The organism is Agromyces sp. MMS24-JH15 (genome assembly GCF_043518605.1).
Taxonomy (GTDB): domain Bacteria; phylum Actinomycetota; class Actinomycetes; order Actinomycetales; family Microbacteriaceae; genus Agromyces.
The window spans coordinates 222864-243880 of sequence record NZ_CP171358.1 but is presented as its reverse complement, the minus strand read 5'-3'; the positions used below and the strand labels follow the sequence as shown (position 1 = coordinate 243880).

The window sequence follows — 21017 nt, the reverse complement described above, 5'->3', positions numbered from 1 at the left end:
TTCTCTCACAACTCAAGATCCTCAGCATCGCGAGGTGTCATATAGCGGACACCCTGCCGAAAGGAATCCAACAGTGCTGATCGCACAGCGCCCGACGCTCACCGAAGAGAACATCTCGGAGTTCCGTTCGCGGTTCGTGATCGAGCCCCTCGAGCCGGGCTTCGGCTACACCCTGGGCAACTCGCTCCGTCGCACCCTCCTCTCGTCGATCCCCGGCGCCGCCGTGACGAGCATCCGCATCGACGGCGTGCTCCACGAGTTCTCGACGGTTCCGGGCGTCAAGGAGGATGTCACCGAGATCATCCTCAACATCAAGAACCTGGTCGTCTCCAGCGAGCACGACGAGCCGATCACCGCCTACCTGCGCAAGCAGGGCGCCGGTGAGGTCACCGCGGCCGACATCTCGGCGCCTGCCGGCGTCGAGGTGCACAACCCGGAGCTGGTCATCGCCACGCTCAACGACACGGCGAAGTTCGAGCTCGAGCTCACCATCGAGCGCGGCCGCGGCTACGTCTCGGCCAGCCAGAACCGCAACGAGTACTCCGAGGCCGGCCAGATCCCGGTCGACTCGATCTACTCGCCGGTCCTCAAGGTCACGTACCGCGTGGAGGCCACGCGTGCGGGCGAGCGCACCGACTTCGACCGCCTCGTGGTCGACGTCGAGTCCAAGCCCGCCATCACGCCGCGCGACGCCATCGCGTCGGCGGGCCGCACGCTCACCGAGCTGTTCGGCCTCGCCCGCGAGCTGAACACCGCGGCCGAGGGCATCGAGATCGGGCCCGCCCCGGTCGACGCCCTCGTCTCGAGCGAGCTCTCGATCCCGATCGAGGACCTCGACCTGTCGGTTCGCAGCTACAACTGCCTCAAGCGCGAGGGCATCAACACGGTGTCCGAGCTCGTCGCCCTGAGCGAGTCGCAGCTGATGAACATCCGCAACTTCGGCCAGAAGTCGGTCGACGAGGTCAAGGACAAGCTCACGGAGATGGGCCTCGCGCTGAAGGACTCGGTCCCCGGCTTCGACGGCGCCCACTTCTACACGGGCTTCGACGACGAGAACTAGTCCGAGCGCCGGACCCAACACAACCTGGAGACACTGAACCATGCCCAAGCCCACGAAGGGCCCCCGCCTCGGAGGCGGACCCGCTCACGAGCGCCTGCTGCTCGCCAACCTCGCCGCGGCGCTCTACACGCACGAGCGCATCACGACGACCGAGACCAAGGCCAAGCGCCTTCGTCCGCTCGCCGAGCGCCTGATCACGTTCGCCAAGCGCGGTGACCTGCACGCCCGTCGCCGGGTGCTCGCAGTGATCGGCGACAAGGCCGTCGTGCACAAGCTGTTCGCCGAGATCGCGCCGCAGGTGGCCGACCGCGACGGCGGCTACACGCGCATCACCAAGATCGGCAACCGCAAGGGCGACAACGCGCCCATGGCGGTCATCGAGCTCGTGCTCGAGCCGGTCGTGAAGAAGCAGCGCGCCGCCAAGCCGGCCGCCGAGGCCGCTCCGGTCGAGGCTCCGGTCGAGGAGACCGCTCCGGTCGAGGAGACCGAGGTCGTCGAGGCCGAGGTCGAGGTCGAGGAGACCGAGGCTGCCGAGGCTCCGGCCGAGGAGACCGAGGCCGTCGAGGCCAAGTAAGGCATCGCACCGTTCGAACGGGCCCCGACGCATCGCGCGTCGGGGCCCGTTCGCGTCGGATGCCCCGTCCGCCCGCGTCCGTCCACGTCCGCCCGCGTACGCTGGACGCGTGACGAGCGAGGACCCGACCCCGGCAGCCGACGTGCAGTCCGACTCGGTGCGGATCCGACTCGGCATCGCGTACGACGGCACCGACTTCGCCGGCTGGAGCCGGCAGCCGACCCTTCGCACGGTGCAGGGCGAGCTCGAGGCGGCGCTCGGCACGTTGTTCCGCCGCGCGGGCGTCGCGCCGAGGCTCACGGTCGCAGGACGCACCGACGCGGGCGTACACGCCACCGGGCAGGTCGCGCACCTGGACGTCCCCGCCGCGGCGCTCGCGGACGTCACGCGCCCGAAGCGCGGGGCATCCGGTGCGTCGCACGACGCGGGCCGTCCCCAGCAGCCGGGCGATCCGATGACGGTCCTCCGCAAGCGCGTGAACGGGATCCTCGGCGCACGCGCCTCGGACGTCGTGCTGACGCACGCCGAGCCGGCGCCCGCGGGCTTCGACGCGCGCTTCTCGGCCGTGTGGCGGCGCTACGAGTACCGCGTCGCCGACGCCGGTGCCGTGCACGATCCGCTGCAGCGGTCGCGGACGGTGTGGCATCCGCGCGACCTCGACGTGGAGGCGATGGATGCCGCGGCGCGGTCGTTGCTCGGCCTGCACGACTTCGCGTCGTTCTGCAAGCCGCGCGAGGGCGCCACGACGATCCGCACGCTCCAGGCCTACGGCTGGACGCGCGGCCGCGACGGCGTGCTCACGGCGGCGCTCCAGGCGGACGCCTTCTGCCATTCGATGGTGCGCGCGCTCGTCGGCGCGTGCGTCGCGGTGGGGGAGGGGCGGCTCGCGGCATCCGACCCGGAGTCGTTGCTGCGCGCGGCCGAGCGGACGAGCGCGTTCGTGGTGATGCCCGCGAAGGGCCTCGTGCTCACCGAGGTCGGCTACCCGCCCGATGACGAGCTCGAGCGCCGGGCGCTGCAGACGCGCGCTCGCCGCGAATTGCACGTCGACGGGGTCGTCGGCTAAGCTACTGCTTTGGTGCCGTCGTCTGCGTCGGCACCCGATGTGGGCCCTCCACACGTGGCGTTCACTCCGCATCGCGGAACGAACACCCACCGGAGCGGGATTCACGAACCCCTCACTCGATCAGAAAGCAGCACTCCTGTGACGCGCACTTACACCCCGAAGCAGAGCGAGATCCAGCGCGACTGGCTCGTCATCGACGCGACCGACATCGTGCTCGGCCGTCTCGCCAGCCACTCGGCCGCGCTCCTGCGCGGCAAGCACAAGGCGATCTTCGCGAACCACGTCGACACCGGCGACTTCGTGATCATCGTCAACGCCGAGAAGGTGGCCCTCACCGGCCAGAAGCTCGAGCAGAAGAAGGCGTACCGCCACTCGGGCTACCCGGGCGGCCTCAAGGCCGTCGGCTACGCCGAGCTCCTCGAGAAGAACCCCGTCCGCGCCGTCGAGAAGGCGATCCGCGGCATGCTCCCGAAGAACTCGCTCGGTCGGGCCCAGCTCAAGAAGCTCAAGGTCTACGCCGGCCCGGAGCACCCGCACGCGGCTCAGCAGCCCAAGCCGTACACCCTCACCCAGGTCGCCCAGTAAGCCCGGCGAAGACGCGAAAAGGATTCGAAACCAACATGGCGAAGATCGCAGACCAGATCGACCAGGCTCCTGAGAGCTACACGACCGAGACCCCGGCCTCGGCGGCCCCCGCCGCCCCGCGCGCCGTCCTCAACGTCTCGGGTGCGGCCGTCGGCCGCCGCAAGCAGGCCATCGCCCGCGTGCGCGTCGTCCCCGGCGCCGGCACCATCAAGGTGAACGGCCGCGAGTTCTCGGACTACTTCCCGAACAAGCTCCACCAGCAGCTCATCACCGACCCGTTCACCGTCCTCGAGCTCACCGGCTCGTACGACGTGATCGCCCGCATCACCGGCGGCGGCCCCTCGGGCCAGGCCGGCGCGCTGCGCCTCGCGATCGCGCGTGCGCTCAACGAGATCGACCGCGAGAACAACCGTCCGACCCTCAAGAAGGCCGGCTTCCTCACCCGTGACGCGCGCGTCATCGAGCGCAAGAAGGCCGGTCTCAAGAAGGCCCGCAAGGCTCCCCAGTTCTCGAAGCGCTAAGCGCACGAGATCCGGATGCCTCGGCTCTTCGGAACCGACGGGGTCCGGGGCCTGGCCAACCGTGAACTCACGGCTGACCTGGCCCTGGGCCTCGCCCAGGCGGCTGCCGCCGTCCTCACGCAGGGTCGCCATGCGGACGCGCTCCGCGCGGCGGGCCGGCGTCCCGTCGCCGTCGTCGCGCGCGATCCGCGCATCTCGGGCGAATTCCTCACCGCCGCGGTCTCGGCCGGCCTCGCGTCGAGCGGCATCGACGTGCTCGACGCCGGCGTGATCCCGACGCCCGCGACCGCCTTCCTCATCGACGACGTCGAGGCGGACTTCGGCGTGATGATCTCGGCGTCGCACAACCCCGCTCCCGACAACGGGATCAAGTTCTTCTCCTACGGCGGCACCAAGCTGCCCGACGTGGTCGAAGACCGCATCGAGTCGTACCTCGGCCAGCAGAAGCTCGCGCCGATCGGCGGCGGCGTCGGTCGCATCCGCCGGTTCGCGGACGCCGAGGACCGCTACGTCGTCCACCTCCTCGGCACGCTGCCGAACCGCCTCGAGGGCCTGAAGGTCGTGCTCGACTGCGCGCACGGCGCGGCTGCGGGCGTGTCGCCCGAGACGTTCCGCGACGCGGGCGCCGAGGTGATCGTGATCGGCGCCGATCCCGACGGCATCAACATCAACGACGGCGTCGGCTCGACGCACCTCGGCCCGCTCCAGCAGGCCGTCGTGGAGCACGGCGCGGACCTCGGCATCGCGCACGACGGCGACGCCGACCGCTGCCTCGCGGTCGACGCGAACGGCGACGTCATCGACGGCGACCGGATCATGGCGATCCTCGCCGTGTCGATGAAGGAACGCGGCCTGCTCACCGACGACACGCTCGTCGTCACGGTCATGTCGAACCTCGGCTTGAAGCGCGCGATGGCCGAGCACGGCGTCCGCGTGCTCGAGACGAAGGTCGGCGACCGGTACGTGCTCGAGGCGCTCGGCGAGCACGGCCTCGCCCTCGGCGGCGAGCAGAGCGGGCACGTCATCATGACCGAGTACGCGACGACCGGCGACGGCGTCCTCACCGGCCTGCACCTGGCGGCCGAGGTCGCCCGGACCGGCCGTTCGCTCGCCGATCTCGCGAGCGTGATGACCGTCTACCCGCAGGTGCTCGTGAACGTGCGCGGGGTCGACCACCATGCGCTCGGCGACGACGTCGAGATCGCCGCCGCGGTGCGCGCCGCCGAGGCGGAGCTCGGCGACACCGGCCGCGTGCTCCTGCGCCCGTCCGGCACCGAGCCGATGGTGCGCGTCATGGTCGAGGCCGCCGAGCAGGTCGAGGCCGACCGCCATGCGCACGCACTCGCCGAGGTCGTGCGCGAGCGGCTCGCGCACTGACCCTGCGCTGATCGCGCACACCTGATTCGACGAGGTGGATGTCCCGGCCGGGACATCCACCTCGTCGTTTCAGAGCTTCCGCAGCAGCACGCTCGAGACCGTGTGGTCCGAGTCCTTGCGCAGCACGAGCGAGGCGCGCGAGCGCGTCGGCCGGATGTTCTGGAGCAGGTTCGGCTCGTTGATCGAGCGCCAGATCTCGCTCGCGCGGGCGCGCGCATCCTCTTCGGAGAGCGACGCGTACCGGTGGAAGTACGAGTTCGGGTTGGCGAAGGCGCCGCGCTGGAGCTTCAGGAACCGCTCCTCGTACCAGCGCGCGATGTCGCTCGTGCGCGCGTCGACGTAGATCGTGAAGTCGAACAGGTCGCTGACCGCGAGCCGGTGCCCGGGCCCGGGCGGCTGCAGCACGTTGAGGCCCTCGATGATGAGGACGTCGGGCCGGCGCACCGTGATCTGCGCGTCGGGCACGATGTCGTACGCGAGGTGGGAGTAGAACGGCGCGACGACCTCGGAGGCGCCGGCCTTGACCTCGCTGACGAAGCGCAGCAGGCCGCGTCGGTCGTACGACTCGGGGAAGCCCTTGCGGCTCATGAGTCCGCGCCGTTCGAGTTCCGCGTTCGGGAAGAGGAACCCGTCGGTGGTCACGAGCTCGACGCGCGGGGTGTGCTCCCAGCGCGCCAGGAGCTCGCGGAGCAGTCGGGCGATCGTCGACTTGCCGACCGCGACCGACCCGGCCACGCCGATGACGAACGGCGTGGACTCGCTGCGCTCCCGGAGGAAGTCGCTCGTCACCCGGTGCAGCGCCTTGGTGCCGCCGACGTACAGGTTGAGCAGGCGGGAGAGCGGCAGGTAGACCTCGGCGACCTCGGTCAGGTCGAGGGGTTCGCCGAGGCCGCGGAGCTGGACGAGCTCGGTCTCCGTGAGCGGCGTCGGCAACGACGGTGCGAGCGCAGCCCAGTCCGCCCGGTCGAGGTCGAGGAACGGAGAGATCTGCGCCGCTTGGGACGTCGTCCGCGGGTCGAGCACCCCGACAGTCTAGGGCGGAGCGGGCGGATGCCTCGTCCGGCGGGCCGCCCGCCGGTGCCGTCGTCGGGCCTGCAGCCGGGGCCCCGGTCGGCCGCGGGTAGGATCGAGCGCATGTGTGGAATCGTGGGATACGTCGGCGAGCGCTCGAGCATCGACGTCCTGATGGGCGGCCTGCGCCGCCTCGAGTACCGCGGATACGACTCCGCGGGCGTGGCCGTGATCGATACGGCGGGCGACCTCGAGACGGCCAAGCGAGCAGGTCGGCTGCAGGTGCTCGCGGACGAGCTCGAGGCGAATCCGCTGCAGCCGGGCGGCACCGGCATCGGCCACACGCGCTGGGCCACGCACGGCGGCCCGACCGACCGCAACGCGCACCCGCACCTCGCGGACGAGGGGCGCCTCGCGGTCATCCACAACGGCATCATCGAGAACTTCTCCGAGCTGAAGGCCGAGCTCGCAGCCGAGGGCTACGAGTTCGCGAGCGAGACCGACACCGAGGTCGCCGCCGTGCTCCTCGGGCGCGAGGTCCGCAACGGCGGCGGCCTCGTCGAGGCCTTCCAGCGCACCGTGAACCGGCTCGAGGGCGCGTTCACGCTCCTCGCGGTGCACCGCGACGAGCCCGGTCTCGTGGTCGGCGCACGCCGGAACTCGCCGCTCGTGATCGGCCTCGGCGACGGGGAGAACTTCCTCGGATCCGACGTCGCGGCCTTCGTCGAGTACACGAAGCGCGCGGTGGCGATCGGGCAGGACCAGATCGTGGCGATCACCGCCGCGGGCGTGACCGTGACCGACTTCGCCGGGCAGCCGGTCGAGGTCGAGCCGTTCGAGGTCGAATGGGACGCGTCGGCGGCCGAGAAGGGCGGCTGGTCGTCGTTCATGCGCAAGGAGGTGTCCGAGCAGCCCGACGCCGTGGCGAACACGATCCGCGGCCGGGTCCTGGACGGACGCGTCGTCATCCCCGAGCTCGCGGACTTCAGCGACGAGGCGCTCCGGGACATCCGGCGCATCATCGTGATCGCGTGCGGCACGGCGTCGTACGCGGGCCAGGTCGCCAAGTACGCGATCGAGCAGTGGGCGCGCGTGCCGGTCGAGGTCGAGCTCAGCCACGAGTTCCGCTACCGCGAGCCGGTGCTCGGCGACGACGTGCTCATCGTCTCGATCAGCCAGTCCGGCGAGACGATGGACACCCTGATGGCGGTGAAGTACGCCCGCGAGCAGGGCGCCCGCACGATCTCGGTCTGCAACACGCAGGGGGCGACCATCCCGCGCGAGTCCGACGCGGTCGTCTACACGCACGCCGGCCCCGAGGTGGCGGTCGCCTCGACGAAGGCGTTCGTCGCCCAGATCACCGCGCTGTACCTGTTCGGCCTGCACCTCGCGCGCGTGCGCGGCACGCTCGACGAGGCCGCGCTCGCCGCGAACCTCGAGGAGCTGCAGGCGATCCCGGCGAAGCTCGGCGAGGTGCTCGAGGAGGCCGGCAAGGTCGCGCAGCTCGCGCACTGGATGGCCGACACCCGCTCGGTGCTCTTCCTCGGCCGTCACGTCGGCTACCCCATCGCGCTCGAGGGCGCGCTGAAGCTGAAGGAGCTCGCGTACATCCACGCCGAGGGCTTCGCGGCGGGCGAGCTGAAGCACGGGCCGATCGCGCTGATCGACCACGGCCAGCCGGTCTTCGTCATCGTGCCGAGCCCGCGCGGCTCGGCGACGCTGCACGCGAAGGTCGTCTCGAACATCCAGGAGATCCGTGCGCGCGGCGCGCGCGTGATCGCGATCGCCGAGGCGGGCGACGCCGCGGTGCTGCCGTTCGCCGACGAGGTGATCCGGATCCCGCTCGCCGGTCCGCTGTTCGAGCCGTTGCTCGCGGTCGTGCCGCTGCAGGTGTTCGCGATGGAGCTGTCCGAGGCGAAGGGCCTCGACGTGGACCAGCCGCGCAACCTCGCGAAGTCGGTCACGGTCGAGTAGGCACGGAGGGACGGATCGGCGCGGCCGGAAGGCCCGGTCGAGGAGGGACGGTCGGATGATCGCGGGCATCGGGATCGACGTCGTCGACATCGCCCGGTTCGAGCGGACGCTCGAGCGGACGCCGGGTCTCGTCGAGCGCCTGTTCGCCGAGAGCGAACGCGGCCGGCCCGCGCGGTCGCTCGCTGCGCGGTTCGCGGCCAAGGAGTCGCTGATCAAGGCGCTCGGCGGCCGGATCGGCATCAATTGGCACGACATGCGGGTCGTGCAGGACGAGCTCGGCAACCCCGACTTCGCGCTCACCGGGCCGGTGGCGGCGCACCTCGCCGAGATCGGCGTCGACCGCGTGCACCTGTCGATGAGCCACGACGCGGGCATCGCGAGCGCCTTCGTCGTGCTCGAGTCGACCGGCGCGGATCCGGGCCGGGCGCCCGCCGCGGGTGCCGAGCCGGGGGATCCGGACCGATGACCGCGGGATTCCGCGAGGCCGTCGTCGACCTCGGCGCGCTGCACGCGAACCTCGCCGCGCTGGTCGCGCGCGTGTCGCCGGCGCGCGCGATGGCGGTCGTGAAGGCCGACGCGTACGGACACGGCGCCGTGCCGGTCGCGCGCGCCGCGCTCGCGGGCGGGGCATCCTGGCTCGGTGTCGCCGACGTCGACGAGGCGCTCGCGCTCCGCGCCGCCGGCATCGACGCACCCGTGCTCGCGTGGCTCCACGCCCCGGACGCGGACTTCGCGCCCGCGATCGCGGCGGACGTCGACCTCGGGGCATCCTCGGTCGCCCAGCTCGAGGCGATCGCCGCGGCGGGCGCCGCCGGGGGCCGCACCCCGCACGTGCACCTGAAGGCCGACACGGGCCTGAGCCGCAACGGGGTCGCACCGGCGGACTGGCCGGCCGCCGCGGCCGCCGCCGCCCGGCTCGAAGGCGCGGGCCTGGTCCGCGTGCGCGGCGTCTTCACGCACCTCGCGAACGCCTCGCCCGAGGACGACGCCGACCAGCTCCGGGCGTTCGACCGCGCCGTCGAGCTGCTCCGCGCAGCCGGCGTGCGCCCGGAACTCCGGCACGCCGCCTCGACGGCCGCCGCGTGGAACCTGCCCGACGCGCGCCACGACCTCGTGCGCCTCGGCATCGGCATCTACGGCATCCCGCCGTTCTGCGACGGCACGACGGCCGCCGAGCTCGGGCTCGCGCCCGTCATGACCCTGCGCGGGCGCGTCGCGGCGGTCCGACGGGTGGAGGCCGGCGCCGGCGCCTCGTACGACTACGCGTGGCGTGCCGACCGGCCGACCACGCTCGCCCTCGTGCCCCTCGGGTATGCCGACGGCGTGCCCCGGCAGGCGTCGGGGCGCGCCGAGGTGCTGCTCCGCGGGCGCCGCCGCCCCGTCGTCGGGCGCATCGCGATGGACCAGTTCCTCGTCGACGTCGGCGACGACGGCGTCGAGGTCGGCGACGAGGTCGTCCTGTTCGGCGACCCGGCGACCGGCGCGCCGTCGGCCGACGACTGGGCCGATGCGGCCGGCACCATCGGGTACGAGATCGTGACGCGGATCGGTCCGCGCGTGCGCCGGACCTACGTGGAGGGCGGGGCGTGAGGCGCATCGAGGTCGCGGACACCGAGGCGATGGAGGAGCTCGGTCGCGAGCTGGGGCGGATGCTCCGCGCCGGCGACCTGGTCGTGCTCACCGGCCCGCTCGGGGCGGGCAAGACCACGCTCACCCGGGGCATCGGCGACGGACTCGGGATCCGCGGCCCGGTGCAGTCGCCCACGTTCGTGCTCGCGCGCACGCACCCGAGCCTCGTCGGCGGTGCGCCGCTCGTGCACGTCGACGCGTACCGGCTCGGCACCGCGACCGAGCTCTTCGACCTCGACCTCGACTTCGACCGCGCGGTCGTCGTCGCCGAATGGGGCGCGGGCCTCATCGAGGACGCCGCCGACAGCCGGCTCGAGGTCGTCATCGAACGGCGCTCGGGCGGCGCGGATGCGCCGTCGCGCGGCGTCGCGGACGACCCGTCCGGCGGTGCGCACGACGACGCGCTCGACGACGCGCTCTACGGCGCGCACGACGATGCGGGCGACGACGCGTTCGAGGACGCGCTCGACGACGCGGGCCTCGACGTCGACGAGCCCCGCGTCGTCACCGTGGCCGGCGTCGGGCCCCGCTGGGCCGGAACCGAGTGGGCCGCCAGCGCCTAGGCTGGACGCATGCTGCTCGCGATCGACACGTCGACCGGCACGAGCGTCGCGGTCGTCGACCATGACGGCGGCGTGCTCGCCGAGGCGCACAGCGCCGACCCGATGCGCCACGCCGAGGTCGTCGGCTCGCTGATCCGGGACGCGCTCGACGTCGCGGGCGTGCGCCCGTCGCGCCTGTCGGGCGTCGCGGTCGGCATGGGGCCGGGCCCGTTCACCGGCCTCCGGGTCGGCATCGCCGCCGCGCGCGTGTTCGCACTCGGCATCGACCGCCCGGTGGTCCCGGTCGTCTCGCACGACGCGGTCGCGTGGGCGTGGTACCGCGACGGCGGGGCGGGTGCGCTCCAGGTCGTCACCGACGCCCGGCGCCGGGAGTCCGCGGTCTCCGACTACGACGGGCTCGACGACGCCGGGCTCCCGGTGCGCGTCGGCGGCCCGCGGCTCGTGCCGAACGACGCGGTCCCCGCGGCCGCGGGCGTCCGGCTGGACGCCGCGCTCGTCCCGGCTGCCGGCATCGGCATGGTCGCGGAGCTCGCGTTCGCGGCGAAGCGCCTCCCGCTGATCGAGGACGAGCCGCTGTACCTGCGCGCGCCCGACGTGACGCCGTCGCCCGGCAAGCGGGTGCTCCGATGAGCGTGCTCCTGCGTCGCGCGCGTCCCGCCGACCTCGACCAGGTCATGCGGCTCGAGCGGGAGACGTTCCCCGACGACGCCTGGACCGAGGACGCGATGCGTCGCGAACTCGAGGGGGAGCACGGGTACTACCTGGTCGCGATCGACGACGCGGACCCCGGCGCGGTGTTCGCCTACGCCGGACTCCTCGCGCCCGCGGGCAGCGGGCAGGGGGACATCCAGACCATCGCGGTCGCCCCCGATCACCGCGGGAGCGGCCTCGGCCGCGCGCTCATGCTCGCGCTCGTCGACGAGGCGCGGCGCCGCGGAGCGAACGAGGTCTTCCTCGAGGTGCGCGCGGACAACCCGGTCGCGCGCGGCCTGTACGCCTCGCTCGGCTTCGTCGAGCTCGGCCTGCGTCGCGGCTACTACCGGCACGGCATGGACGCCGTGATGATGCGACTGGATGTCCCGCCCGCGGTCACCCGACCGGCCGCGCCGACGGCGTCGGCGACGGACGTGACGCCGGTGACGGACGCGACGCCGGTGACGGACGGAGGACCCCTCGGATGAACCTCGAAGCCCCACTCGTGCTCGGCATCGAGACGTCGTGCGACGAGACCGGCGTCGGCATCGTGCGCGGCACCGACCTGCTCGCGAACACGATCGCGTCGTCGATGGAGGAGCACGCCCGCTACGGCGGCGTCGTGCCCGAGGTGGCCGCGCGAGCGCACCTGGAGGCGCTGGGCCCCGCGATCCGGGGTGCCCTGGTGCAGGCGGACGTCTCGCTCGAGGACATCGACGCCGTGGCCGTGACGAGCGGTCCCGGCCTCGCGGGCGCGCTCATGGTCGGCGTCGGCGCGGCGAAGGCGCTGGCGCTGGCGCTCGACGTGCCGCTGTACGGCGTGAACCACCTCGTGGGCCACGTCGGGGCCGACCTGCTCGACGACCGTGCGCCGCTGGAGACGCCGACCGTCGCCCTGCTGGTGTCCGGCGGGCACACGTCGCTGCTGCTCGTGCGCGACCTCGTGAGCGACGTCGAGCTGCTCGGCGAGACGATCGACGACGCGGCCGGGGAGGCCTTCGACAAGGTCGCGCGCCTGCTCGGGCTGCCGTATCCCGGCGGTCCCGAGATCGACCGCGCCGCGATCGGCGGGGATCCCGCCGCGATCCGCTTCCCGCGCGGACTCACCCGGCCGAAGGACCTCGAGCGCCACCGGTACGACTTCAGCTTCTCCGGCCTGAAGACCGCGGTCGCGCGCTGGGTCGAGCGCGCCGAGGCGACCGGCGAGCCGTACGAGCTCGCCGACGTCGCCGCGAGCTTCCGCGAGGCGGTCGTCGACGTGCTCGTCGGCAAGGCCATCGCGGCGTGCACCGACCTCGGCGTGCCCCGGCTGCTGCTCGGCGGCGGCGTGGTCGCGAACGCGAGGCTCCGGGAGGTCGCCCAGGAGCGCGCGGATGCCGCGGGCATCGCGCTGCGCGTCCCGCCGTTCGCGCTCTGCACCGACAACGGCGCGATGATCGCCGCGCTCGGCTCGAAGCTCATCATGGCGGGGGCCGCGCCGTCCGGGCTCGACTTCGGCGCGGACTCGACGCTGCCGGTGACCGACATCCGGGTCTGACGCGCTCGCGCGGTGCGCTGCGGCGCGTTTCCGCGCGTTTCGGCAGGTTTCCACACCTGCGCACGGGTGCTCGCGGCGCGGCTTGCGCGAGCGGTATGGTGAACCGAATACGGGATGCCGCGCGCCGTCGGCGACCGTCGCGTTCAGCCGCGACGCAGATGCTCCCGTCCCCGCATGAGGAGAACCGAAGGTGTCCGACCAGAACACTCCCGCAACGCCCGGCGGAGACGTCCCGCCGGTTCCGCCGGTGCCCCCGGCTCCGCCCGCCCCCGAGCAGCCTGCCGCCGCGCCGGCGTACGAGCCGCCGGCTGCACCCGCCGCCCCGGCGTACGAGCCGCCCGCCGCTCCGGCTGCGCCCGCGTACGCAGCGCCCGAGTACGCCGCACCGCCGGCGCCGCCGGCGCCGCCCGCCTACGGGCAGCAGGCGTACGGGCAGCAGCCCTACGCGGCCCCGGCCGGGCCGAAGACCAACGTGCTGGCGATCGTGTCGCTCGTCTCGGCGTTCTTCATCTCGCTCGTCGCGATCATCACGGGCCACATCGCGCTCAGCCAGATCAAGAAGACCGGTGAGAACGGCCGCGGCCTCGCGATCGCGGGCCTCGTGCTCGGCTACATCGGCCTGGTCGTCGGCATCATCCTCGTGGTCTTCTGGATCATCGCGTTCGCGTTCGCCGCGAGCTACGGCGGCTACACGACGTACTGATCGTCGTTCGAGGCGAGAGTCAGCGCATGACCGATCGTGAAGGGGCTCCGCCCACGGGCGGGGCCCCTGAGCGTTCGTCCGACCGGATCGCGGGGCGGCACTCGGCTGCGACCGCTCGGTCGGCGGGGGAACCGTCGGCCCCGGAGCCGGCATCGGACACGCCTGCGCCCGAACCGCACACTCCTGAACCGCACACTCCTGAACCGTCCACGCCCGAACCGTCCACGCCCGGGGCGCCGCCCGCGAGCGCTCCCGCAGATGCCCGGTTCCGACCGACGCTCGCAGCGCCCGACGTTGCCGCCGGCGCGTCTGCGCCCGGCGAGGCAGCGCCGCTCGACGAGGCATCCGCGCCGGTCGACGCATCCGCGCTCGACGAGGTGCCCGCGCTCGACGAGGCGACCGACGACGACCTGCTCGCGCCTTACCGGCCGGCGGGCCCGACCCTCCAGATCGATTCGGCGGTGTTCGAGGCCGACGTCTCGCTCGACACCGGCCAGCTCCACTCGTTGCCGACCGGTCAGCTGCTCATCGTGCACCGACCCGCGACCGCGCCCGACTCGGTCGCCGACGAGGTCGAGGTCGAGACCCAGCGACGCGTGTACAGCTGGATCGGCGCGGTCGTAGGCGTGCTCGGCGCCGCCTGCGCGCTGTTCGTGGGCTGGATGGTGCCGCTCTCGATCGCCGCCATCGTGTTCGGGGTGCTCGGATTGCGTCGCGAACAGGACGGACGCACGCTCGCCTTCGTCGCGATCGGCACCGGTGTGACCGGCATCGTGTTCTCGGCGGTCTGGATCGGCTACTACGCGATCGTCTTCGAGGCGCTGCCCTCCTGATCGGCCGCCCTCCTGATCGGCCGCCCTCCTGATCGACCGCCCGACCGACCGCGATCAGCGGCCGCGCCGAGCGCGTGCCCGCGCCCTCGACCGGAATGCGAGCCGGCCCGCTCGGCTCACGCCCGTCGGCTCACGCCGCTCGGCTCACGCCCGTCGGCTCACGCCCGCTCGACGAGCAGCGTGACGTGACGGCCCTCCTCGCGCGTGAGGACGATCGTCGCCGACGCGTCGCCGCGGAGCTTCAATCGGGTCCGCAGCGCAGCCGGGTCCACGTCGATGCCGCGCTTCTTGATCTCGAGGACTCCGACGCCGCGCTCGGCGAGCGCCTGCCGAAGTCGCCGCTCATCGGTCGGCAGGCGGTCCAGCACGCGGAAGCGGTGCGCGAACGGGGTGTCGAACCGTCGGTCGGCGGTGACGTAGGCGATGCCGTCGCTGAGCATCCAGCCGCCGTTCGCACGCGCGAGGTCCCCGATGAGCCGGGCCCGGATCACCGCGCCGTCCGGCTCGTAGAGCCAGTCGCCCAGCGGGCCGGTCGGGGCATCCTCGCTGTCGGCGGCCGCGACGAGCTCGGCGGCCTCGTCGCCGCGGATCACGAGCGCGGCGCGACCGATGCCGGGACGCGCGAGGGACCCGGTCCACACCGCGAGCTCGACGACGTCGCCGTCGACCGAGACCCACTGCGCCTCGGCGCCGGCCGGGATCACGTCGCGGTCGGTACCCGGGCCGAGCTTCACGCCGACGGGCATCCGATCGGCCAGCCCGAACGCGAAGTCGAGCGGGGGCGAGTACTCGGCCGCGTCGGCGAGCCGGCGGGTGCGCCCGCCCGAGGTCGTCCGCCGCGCGGGGTCGAGCCAGGCGCCGCCGATGCCGCCGAGCGCGACGTCCTCAGCGCGGGCGTGCAGCACGCGCGCGCGCGGGAACGGGGTGAGGTTGAAGCTCGCGATGGCGGCGGTCACCTCATCGGCCTCGGCGGCCGTGACCTCGATGCCGAGCGCGGCGAGCGCCATCGCGTCGCCGCCGATGCCGCAGCCGAGGTCGGCGACGTGCGTCACGCCGGCGCGTGCGTAGCGGCCGGCGTGCAGCGCGGCGACGCGGAGCCGCGTGGCCTGCTCGAGGCCCGGCTCCGTGAACAGCATGCGGTCGGCGAACTCGCCGAACTTCGCTCGCGCCCTCGCGCGCAGCTTGGCCTGGCTGAGGGCCGCGGCGACCAGGCCCGGCGAGTGGCCCTCGCGCCGGAGCGCCTCGACGGTGCGCAGCACGTCGGCCTTGGTGTCCCACGCGGGCAGCGAGTCGAGGAGCCGAAGGCCCTCGGGGGAGAGCAGTTCGACGAGCTCGGCGCGGTCCACCCGGCCACGCTAGCAGTCGGCGGCGCGGGCCATCCGTCATGGTTGGCACTCATGTTGCATGAGTGCCAATCGCTCCATAGACTCGTGTTAGCACTCTCTCTCTGAGGCTGCTAACCAGTCTTCGAAAGACAACCTACCTATCTAGAAAAGGGGTCAACCGTGTCGGTTTCCATCAAGCCGCTCGAGGATCGCATCGTCATCAAGCAGGTCGAGGCCGAGCAGACCACGGCCTCGGGCCTGGTCATCCCCGACACCGCCAAGGAGAAGCCGCAGGAGGGCGAGGTCGTCGCAGTGGGCCCCGGCCGCATCGACGACAACGGCAACCGCGTCCCGCTCGACGTCGCCGTCGGGGACAAGGTCATCTACTCGAAGTACGGCGGCACCGAGGTGAAGTTCGGCGGCGAGGAGTTCCTCGTGCTGTCGGCTCGCGACGTGCTCGCGGTCGTCGTCCGCTAGTCGGTCGATCCACGCGTCCGGAGGCCCGGATGCCCCTCGCGGGGCATCCGGGCCTCCGTCGTCCCGGTGGGGCTGCTCCGCCCGGCTCGCCGGCGCGCTTGCGGGCTGGGCGAGGGATGTCCCGACGCGGGTGCACCCGTAGCGGGGTTCGGCAGGAAGCCGTCGAACGGCGGCGGGATCCGTGCCGGATCGCGCCGGCGGCCGCGCGTAGGCTGGATCGATGCCAGCTGATCCCGCGCCCGCGCCCGCGCCCGCGCCCGCGACTCCGACGACGACGGCGCCGCGCGCGGACCCCGGGGCGGGCGTGAGCCGGACCGGCCTCGGCTTCGCGGTCTCCGCGTACGTGCTGTGGGGGTTCCTCCCCATCTACTTCATCGCGCTCGCGCCGACCGGTCCGTTCGAGGTCGTCGCCTGGCGCATCCTGCTGTCGCTCGTGTTCTGCGCCCTGCTGCTCGCCGTCACGCGGTCGTGGCGGCCGCTGCTCGCGCTCGTGCGCGACCGTCGCATCGTGCTCACCATGGGCCTCGCGGGCGTGCTCATCTTCATCAACTGGCAGACCTACGTCTACGCGACCCTGAACGACCAGGTCGTCGAGGCATCCCTCGGCTACTTCATCAACCCGATCGTGACGGTCTTCCTGGGCGTGCTGGTCCTGCGCGAACGGCTGAGCGCCGCCCAGTGGACCGCGGTCGGGATCTCGCTCGTCGCGGTGGTCGTGCTCGCGGTCGGATACGGGCAGCTCCCGTGGATCGCGCTCGCGCTCGCGTTCTCGTTCGGGCTGTACGGCCTCATCAAGAAGCGCGTGGGGCCGCGCGTGGACGCGGTGTCCGGACTCACGCTCGAGACGGTGTGGCTCGCGCCGGTCGCGGTCGTGCAGCTCGTCGCGGTCGCGGCGACCACCGGGCTCACGATGGGCACCGTGAGCCCGTGGCACACGGTCCTCCTGTGCTCGGCGGGCGCGATCACCGCGATCCCGCTGCTGCTGTTCGCGGCGGCGTCCCGTCGGCTGGCGCTCACCCACATGGGGTTCATCCAGTACTTCGCGCCCTTCATCCAGTTCCTCGTCGGCGTGGTCATCCTCCAGGAGCCCATGCCGCCGGAGCGCTGGGTCGGATTCGGCCTCGTGTGGGTCGCGCTCGTGGTCCTCACCGTCGACCTCGTGCGCGGGGCGCGCGCCGCGCGGCGGACGGTCGTCGAACCAGCCTGAGCGGGCGCCGATGGCCCCCGCTCGGGGGCGGTCGGAGGTGACGATTTCTTGCGTCGAGGTTCGTCTCGGCGCCGCCGATCCCGCGTCGGGCGGTGGGATGTGTCGGATATGTAACGGTTCAGGCGGTGTTATCGGGTTGTGACCGGGATCGGTTGTTTCCCCTCCGCCGCCCATTTACTGTCGATCCCATGGCCTGCCGTCGGCGGGCTACTTGAACCATCCTTCAGTCCCAAGGAGCAACATGAGCGTTTTCGGCACGTCCCGGCCTGCCCGCTCGCGCGGTGTGGTGATGACCGGTCTCGCCCTCACGGCGGCGAGCGCCCTCCTCCTCTCCGCGTGTGCAAGCAGCGAGCCCGAAGAGACCACCGCAGCCGGTCCCGTCGAGGACATCGCGCTGAAGATCGGCACCGCGCTGCCGCAGACCGGCAACCTCGCGTTCCTCGGCCCGCCCGAGGAGGCCGGCGTCGCGTACGCGGTCAGCCAGATCAACGAGGCGACCGCCGACACCGGCCTCTCCCTCGACGTCGTCTACGGCGACTCGGGCAACACCGACAACAAGGCGTACGAGACCGAGATCCCGCGCCTCCTCAGCGAGGATGTCTCGGCCATCATCGGCGCCGCGTCCTCGGGCACGTCGCTGCAGTTCATCGACCAGGTCACCGGCGCCGGCGTCATCCAGTTCTCGCCGGCCAACACGTCGGACGCGTTCACCACGTACGACGACAACGGCCTCTACTTCCGCACCGCTCCGTCGGACGTGCTGCAGGGCGAGGTGCTCGGCAACCTGATCGCCGAGGACGGCAACCAGACCCTCGGCCTGATCGTCCTCAACGACTCGTACGGCACCGGCCTGGCGAAGTACGTCACCGAGGCCTTCGAGGCCGCGGGCGGCGAGGTCGTCGCGGCCCCGACGTACAACACCGGCGACACCACGTTCGACTCGCAGATCAGCGAGGTCCTCGCGGCCGACCCCGACGCGATCGCCCTGATCACGTTCGACGAGGTCACGACGATCCTCCCGAGCCTCTTCGGCCAGTTCCCGTCCGACAAGCTGTACTTCGTCGACGGCAACCTGAAGAACTTCGCGGACTCCGGCTTCCCCGCCGGCTCGCTGACCGGCGCCAAGGGCACCCTGCCCGGTCTGTCGATCGACTCGATCTCGGACTTCACGGGTGAGCTCGACGCGTTCCTCGAGGAGACCGGCGGCGAGCCGCTCGAGGACTACAGCTACGCGGCCGAGTCGTACGACGCCACGATCCTCATCGCACTCGCGGCGCTCGCCTCCGGCTCGACCGAGGGCACCGAGATCGCGTCGAAGCTCATCGAGGTCTCCGGCGGCTCCGGTGACGGTGAGAAGTGCACCTCCTTCGCGGAGTGCGCGGCCATCATCGTCGGCGGCGGCGTGGCCGACTACGACGGCATCTCGGGCCCGATCACCTTCGACGAGGTGGGCGACCCGACCGAGGCCTCGATCGGCATCTACCAGTACGGCGAGGACAACACCTACTCGGCGTACGAGGGCTGATCCAGCGGATCTCCTGAACACGGAGGGGCTCCGGCGCAAGCCGGGGCCCCTCCTTCGTGCGTGCGGGGCGCTGTGCGGCCGTGTGGGGCGCCGTGCGGCCGTGCGCGACGGGGTGCGGCCGTGCCGACGGGGTTCCGCGAGGTCGCGCGAATCGCTGTTCGGGCCGCGACTCGACATCGGAATGCGCGACATCGACGGGCGGGGTCGCGTAAGTCGACGTTCGGGCGGCGATGCGGCGTCGGAATGCGCGGCATGGGTGCGTGAGGTCGCGCGAACCCCGGTCCACGGCGCGGTCCGGGGTGGGGTGGATGTTCGGAGCACGGTGACGTCGGGATGTGCGACGCCGGTCGGTGCGGTTGCTCGAATCGACGCGAGGGGGGCGGACGAAGTCGGGATGCGCGACACGGGTCAGCGAGGTCGCTCGGATCGACCCGTCGGCCGCGGCGTGACGACGGGATGCGCGACATCGGCGGGCGAGGTGGCGGCCGCACGACCGGCCGCACGACCCGGCCGCATGACCCGCGGCGCGCCTCCCCACACACGAAAGGGGCGGGCCCCGCGATGCGGGTCCCGCCCCTCAGGCGGTGCAGGCAGCCGTCAGGTGCCGAGCGTGCCCAGGTAGAGCTCGGTGACCTTCGGGTCGTTGAGCAGGTCGCGGCCGCTGCCCGTGTAGGCGTCGCGGCCCTGGTCGAGCACGTAGCCGCGGTCGCAGATCTGCAGGCAACGGCGAGCGTTCTGCTCGACCATGATGCAGGTCACCCCGGCCTTGTTGATCTCCGAGACCCGGATGAACGCCTCGTCCTGGCGGACGGGGCTGAGGCCCGCGCTCGGCTCGTCGAGCAGGAGCACCTTCGGGTCCATCATGAGCGCGCGGCCCATGGCGACCATCTGGCGCTCGCCGCCCGAGAGCGATCCGGCGCGCTGCTTCAGGCGCTTGCCCAGCTCCGAGAAGATGCCGGTCACGAACTCGAGTCGTTCGTCGTATGCCTTCGGACGCTGGTAGAGGCCCATCTGCAGGTTCTCCTCGATGGTGAGCGAGGGGAACACGTTGTTCGTCTGCGGGATGAAGCCCACACCGCGGCCCACGAGCTTGTTCGCCTTGAGGCCCGTGATGTCCTCGCCCTCGAGCGAGATCGTGCCGCTGCGGACGTTCACCTGCCCGAAGATCGCCTTCAGGAGCGTCGACTTCCCGGCGCCGTTCGGGCCGATGATGCCGATCAGCTCGCCCTGGTTGGCGGTCAGCGAGCATCCGTTCAGGATGTTCACGCCCGGCAGGTAGCCGGCGTGCACCTCGTCGATGACGACGACGGGGGTCGCGGTTGCGGTCGAGGTCACTTCTCCTCCTCCTGCTGCTCGAGTTCGGCGAGGGCCTCCGCGAGGATCTCGTCGGCGGAGACCGCGGGCGCCGCGGCGGCCTCGGCCTCGGCACCCTCCGGCACGTACCGGCCGGTGACCACGCCGAGGTCGATCTCCTGGTGGGCGCCGAGGTAGGCGTCGATCACCGCGGGGTCCTGCATGACCGAGTGCGGGTCGCCCTCCGCGACCACGCGGCCCTCGGCCATGACGACGACCCAGTCGGCGATGTGCCGGACCATGTGCATGTCGTGCTCGACGAAGAGCACGGTCATGCCCTCGTCCTTGAGATCGAGGATGTGGTCGAGCAGCGACTGCGTGAGCGCGGGGTTCACGCCGGCCATCGGCTCGTCGAGCATGACGAGCTTCGGCGCGGTCATGAGGGCGCGGGCCATCTCGAGGAGCTTCCGCTGGCCGCCCGACAGGCTCGCCGCGAAGTCGTTCGCCTTCGCGTCGAGCTTGAACTTCACGAGCAGTTTCATCGCGCGCTGCTCGATCTCGGACTCCTGCGAGCGCCACGCGGCGGGCACGAGGCTCGACCAGAACCGTTCTCCGCGCTGGCCGGTGGCGCCCAGCTTCATGTTCTCCATGACGGTGAGCAGGCCGAGCGCCTTGGTGAGCTGGAAGGTGCGCACCTGGCCCATCCGGGCCACCTTGAACGCCGGCACGCCCGACAGGGAGGTTCCGTCGAAGGTCCAAGCGCCCTCGTTCGGCTTGTCGAAGCCCGTGAGCAGGTTGAACAGCGTGGTCTTGCCGGCACCGTTCGGACCGATCAGCGCCGTGATCGCGCCGCGCGGGATCTCGAGGTGCTCGACGTCGACGGCGGTGAGGCCGCCGAAGGTCCGGCGCACGCCGTCGGCCACGATGATCGGGTCGACCTTCTTGACGCCTGGGCCTGCGTCGCCGACATGCAGGCCGGTCGACTTGGGACGTGCGACGGGTGCCGTGGGAGGCGCGACCGCGTCGGTCGGCGGCTGGACCGCCTCGGGGTTCGGCTCGCCCGG

The 21017-nt window shown here is 72.2% G+C and carries 22 protein-coding genes; 18 read left to right on the top strand and 4 right to left on the bottom strand.

Annotated elements, in window-relative coordinates:
• The first annotated feature begins 73 nt into the window (after positions 1–73).
• The 6 genes from ACDF64_RS01130 (at position 74) to glmM (ending at position 5183) form a co-directional block, all read left to right on the top strand.
• Positions 74–1060 carry a DNA-directed RNA polymerase subunit alpha gene (locus ACDF64_RS01130; RefSeq protein ID WP_394552954.1) on the top strand — a complete coding sequence of 329 codons (987 nt, stop codon included), beginning with the start codon at positions 74–76 and terminating at the stop codon, positions 1058–1060.
• A 40-nt stretch (positions 1061–1100) separates the two neighbouring features.
• Complete coding sequence (gene rplQ, locus ACDF64_RS01125) at positions 1101–1634, top strand: 50S ribosomal protein L17 (protein ID WP_394552953.1); 534 nt, start codon at positions 1101–1103, stop codon at positions 1632–1634.
• Positions 1635–1743: 109 nt separating this feature from the next.
• Positions 1744–2700, top strand: a complete 957-nt coding sequence (gene truA / locus ACDF64_RS01120) for a tRNA pseudouridine(38-40) synthase TruA (protein WP_394552952.1) — start codon at positions 1744–1746, stop codon at positions 2698–2700.
• Positions 2701–2838: 138 nt separating this feature from the next.
• A complete protein-coding gene (rplM, locus tag ACDF64_RS01115; protein ID WP_394552951.1) occupies positions 2839–3285 on the top strand; it encodes a 50S ribosomal protein L13 in 447 nt (148 codons plus the stop codon).
• Between the two features lie 35 nt (positions 3286–3320).
• Positions 3321–3806, top strand: a complete 486-nt coding sequence (gene rpsI / locus ACDF64_RS01110) for a 30S ribosomal protein S9 (RefSeq protein ID WP_394552950.1) — start codon at positions 3321–3323, stop codon at positions 3804–3806.
• Between the two features lie 15 nt (positions 3807–3821).
• On the top strand, positions 3822–5183 hold the full coding sequence (glmM, locus tag ACDF64_RS01105; protein WP_394552949.1) for a phosphoglucosamine mutase: 1362 nt from the start codon (positions 3822–3824) through the stop codon (positions 5181–5183).
• Between the two features lie 69 nt (positions 5184–5252).
• Here glmM and coaA read toward each other — a convergent pair whose 3' ends face one another.
• Positions 5253–6206: a type I pantothenate kinase gene (gene coaA / locus ACDF64_RS01100; protein WP_394552948.1), complete on the bottom strand. Its 954-nt coding sequence runs from the start codon at positions 6204–6206 to the stop codon at positions 5253–5255.
• Positions 6207–6317: 111 nt separating this feature from the next.
• On the opposite strand from coaA, the gene glmS reads away from it, so the two are divergent.
• The 9 genes from glmS to ACDF64_RS01055 all read left to right on the top strand — a co-directional run bounded on the left by glmS (position 6318) and on the right by ACDF64_RS01055 (position 14126).
• Positions 6318–8168: a glutamine--fructose-6-phosphate transaminase (isomerizing) gene (glmS, locus tag ACDF64_RS01095; protein WP_394552947.1), complete on the top strand. Its 1851-nt coding sequence runs from the start codon at positions 6318–6320 to the stop codon at positions 8166–8168.
• Between the two features lie 55 nt (positions 8169–8223).
• Positions 8224–8634 carry a holo-ACP synthase gene (locus ACDF64_RS01090; RefSeq protein WP_394552946.1) on the top strand — a complete coding sequence of 137 codons (411 nt, stop codon included), beginning with the start codon at positions 8224–8226 and terminating at the stop codon, positions 8632–8634.
• Positions 8631–9758, top strand: coding sequence for an alanine racemase (gene alr, locus ACDF64_RS01085; protein ID WP_394552945.1), 1128 nt, complete (start codon positions 8631–8633; stop codon positions 9756–9758). The genes ACDF64_RS01090 and alr overlap by 4 nt, the downstream gene beginning before the upstream one ends.
• Before the next feature lie 29 nt (positions 9759–9787).
• A complete protein-coding gene (gene tsaE, locus ACDF64_RS01080; RefSeq protein ID WP_394555029.1) occupies positions 9788–10360 on the top strand; it encodes a tRNA (adenosine(37)-N6)-threonylcarbamoyltransferase complex ATPase subunit type 1 TsaE in 573 nt (190 codons plus the stop codon).
• A 9-nt stretch (positions 10361–10369) separates the two neighbouring features.
• Entirely contained in the window at positions 10370–10990 is a 621-nt protein-coding gene (tsaB, locus tag ACDF64_RS01075) for a tRNA (adenosine(37)-N6)-threonylcarbamoyltransferase complex dimerization subunit type 1 TsaB (RefSeq protein ID WP_394552944.1), read from the top strand.
• On the top strand, positions 10987–11541 hold the full coding sequence (gene rimI, locus ACDF64_RS01070; RefSeq protein ID WP_394552943.1) for a ribosomal protein S18-alanine N-acetyltransferase: 555 nt from the start codon (positions 10987–10989) through the stop codon (positions 11539–11541). The genes tsaB and rimI overlap by 4 nt, the downstream gene beginning before the upstream one ends.
• Complete coding sequence (gene tsaD, locus ACDF64_RS01065) at positions 11538–12590, top strand: tRNA (adenosine(37)-N6)-threonylcarbamoyltransferase complex transferase subunit TsaD (RefSeq protein WP_394552942.1); 1053 nt, start codon at positions 11538–11540, stop codon at positions 12588–12590. Before rimI ends, tsaD begins: the two co-directional genes overlap by 4 nt.
• 190 nt (positions 12591–12780) lie before the next feature.
• The gene (locus ACDF64_RS01060; protein ID WP_394552941.1) at positions 12781–13293 is read left to right on the top strand and encodes a DUF4190 domain-containing protein; all 513 of its coding nucleotides are present in this window, start codon (positions 12781–12783) and stop codon (positions 13291–13293) included.
• Between the two features lie 26 nt (positions 13294–13319).
• Positions 13320–14126, top strand: coding sequence for a hypothetical protein (locus ACDF64_RS01055; protein WP_394552940.1), 807 nt, complete (start codon positions 13320–13322; stop codon positions 14124–14126).
• 158 nt (positions 14127–14284) lie between these two features.
• On the opposite strand, the gene ACDF64_RS01050 is transcribed toward ACDF64_RS01055, so the two are convergent.
• A complete protein-coding gene (locus ACDF64_RS01050; RefSeq protein ID WP_394552939.1) occupies positions 14285–15472 on the bottom strand; it encodes an SAM-dependent methyltransferase in 1188 nt (395 codons plus the stop codon).
• A 159-nt stretch (positions 15473–15631) separates the two neighbouring features.
• On the opposite strand from ACDF64_RS01050, the gene groES reads away from it, so the two are divergent.
• The 3 genes from groES (at position 15632) to ACDF64_RS01035 (ending at position 18660) form a co-directional block, all read left to right on the top strand.
• On the top strand, positions 15632–15928 hold the full coding sequence (groES, locus tag ACDF64_RS01045; RefSeq protein ID WP_122937932.1) for a co-chaperone GroES: 297 nt from the start codon (positions 15632–15634) through the stop codon (positions 15926–15928).
• A gap of 220 nt (positions 15929–16148) precedes the next feature.
• A complete protein-coding gene (rarD, locus tag ACDF64_RS01040; protein ID WP_394552938.1) occupies positions 16149–17135 on the top strand; it encodes an EamA family transporter RarD in 987 nt (328 codons plus the stop codon).
• A gap of 241 nt (positions 17136–17376) precedes the next feature.
• On the top strand, positions 17377–18660 hold the full coding sequence (locus ACDF64_RS01035) for an ABC transporter substrate-binding protein (protein ID WP_394552937.1): 1284 nt from the start codon (positions 17377–17379) through the stop codon (positions 18658–18660).
• A gap of 597 nt (positions 18661–19257) precedes the next feature.
• Here the strand turns inward: ACDF64_RS01035 and ACDF64_RS01030 are convergent.
• Entirely contained in the window at positions 19258–19995 is a 738-nt protein-coding gene (locus ACDF64_RS01030) for an ABC transporter ATP-binding protein (protein ID WP_394552936.1), read from the bottom strand.
• The gene (locus tag ACDF64_RS01025) at positions 19992–20927 is read right to left on the bottom strand and encodes an ABC transporter ATP-binding protein (RefSeq protein WP_394555027.1); all 936 of its coding nucleotides are present in this window, start codon (positions 20925–20927) and stop codon (positions 19992–19994) included. The genes ACDF64_RS01030 and ACDF64_RS01025 overlap by 4 nt, the downstream gene beginning before the upstream one ends.
• Positions 20928–21017 lie beyond the last annotated feature (90 nt).

What these genes read in the sequence shown, in the direction of transcription:
- rplQ (WP_394552953.1), top strand. Translation starts at nt 1,101, where the DNA reads ATGCCCAAGCCCACGAAGGGCCCCCGCCTCGGAGGCGGACCCGCTCAC.
- rpsI (WP_394552950.1), top strand. Translation starts at nt 3,321, where the DNA reads ATGGCGAAGATCGCAGACCAGATCGACCAGGCTCCTGAGAGCTACACG.
- glmM (WP_394552949.1), top strand. Translation starts at nt 3,822, where the DNA reads ATGCCTCGGCTCTTCGGAACCGACGGGGTCCGGGGCCTGGCCAACCGT.
- glmS (WP_394552947.1), top strand. Translation starts at nt 6,318, where the DNA reads ATGTGTGGAATCGTGGGATACGTCGGCGAGCGCTCGAGCATCGACGTC.
- ACDF64_RS01090 (WP_394552946.1), top strand. Translation starts at nt 8,224, where the DNA reads ATGATCGCGGGCATCGGGATCGACGTCGTCGACATCGCCCGGTTCGAG.
- alr (WP_394552945.1), top strand. Translation starts at nt 8,631, where the DNA reads ATGACCGCGGGATTCCGCGAGGCCGTCGTCGACCTCGGCGCGCTGCAC.
- tsaE (WP_394555029.1), top strand. Translation starts at nt 9,788, where the DNA reads ATGGAGGAGCTCGGTCGCGAGCTGGGGCGGATGCTCCGCGCCGGCGAC.
- tsaB (WP_394552944.1), top strand. Translation starts at nt 10,370, where the DNA reads ATGCTGCTCGCGATCGACACGTCGACCGGCACGAGCGTCGCGGTCGTC.
- rimI (WP_394552943.1), top strand. Translation starts at nt 10,987, where the DNA reads ATGAGCGTGCTCCTGCGTCGCGCGCGTCCCGCCGACCTCGACCAGGTC.
- tsaD (WP_394552942.1), top strand. Translation starts at nt 11,538, where the DNA reads ATGAACCTCGAAGCCCCACTCGTGCTCGGCATCGAGACGTCGTGCGAC.
- ACDF64_RS01055 (WP_394552940.1), top strand. Translation starts at nt 13,320, where the DNA reads ATGACCGATCGTGAAGGGGCTCCGCCCACGGGCGGGGCCCCTGAGCGT.
- rarD (WP_394552938.1), top strand. Translation starts at nt 16,149, where the DNA reads ATGCCAGCTGATCCCGCGCCCGCGCCCGCGCCCGCGCCCGCGACTCCG.
- ACDF64_RS01035 (WP_394552937.1), top strand. Translation starts at nt 17,377, where the DNA reads ATGAGCGTTTTCGGCACGTCCCGGCCTGCCCGCTCGCGCGGTGTGGTG.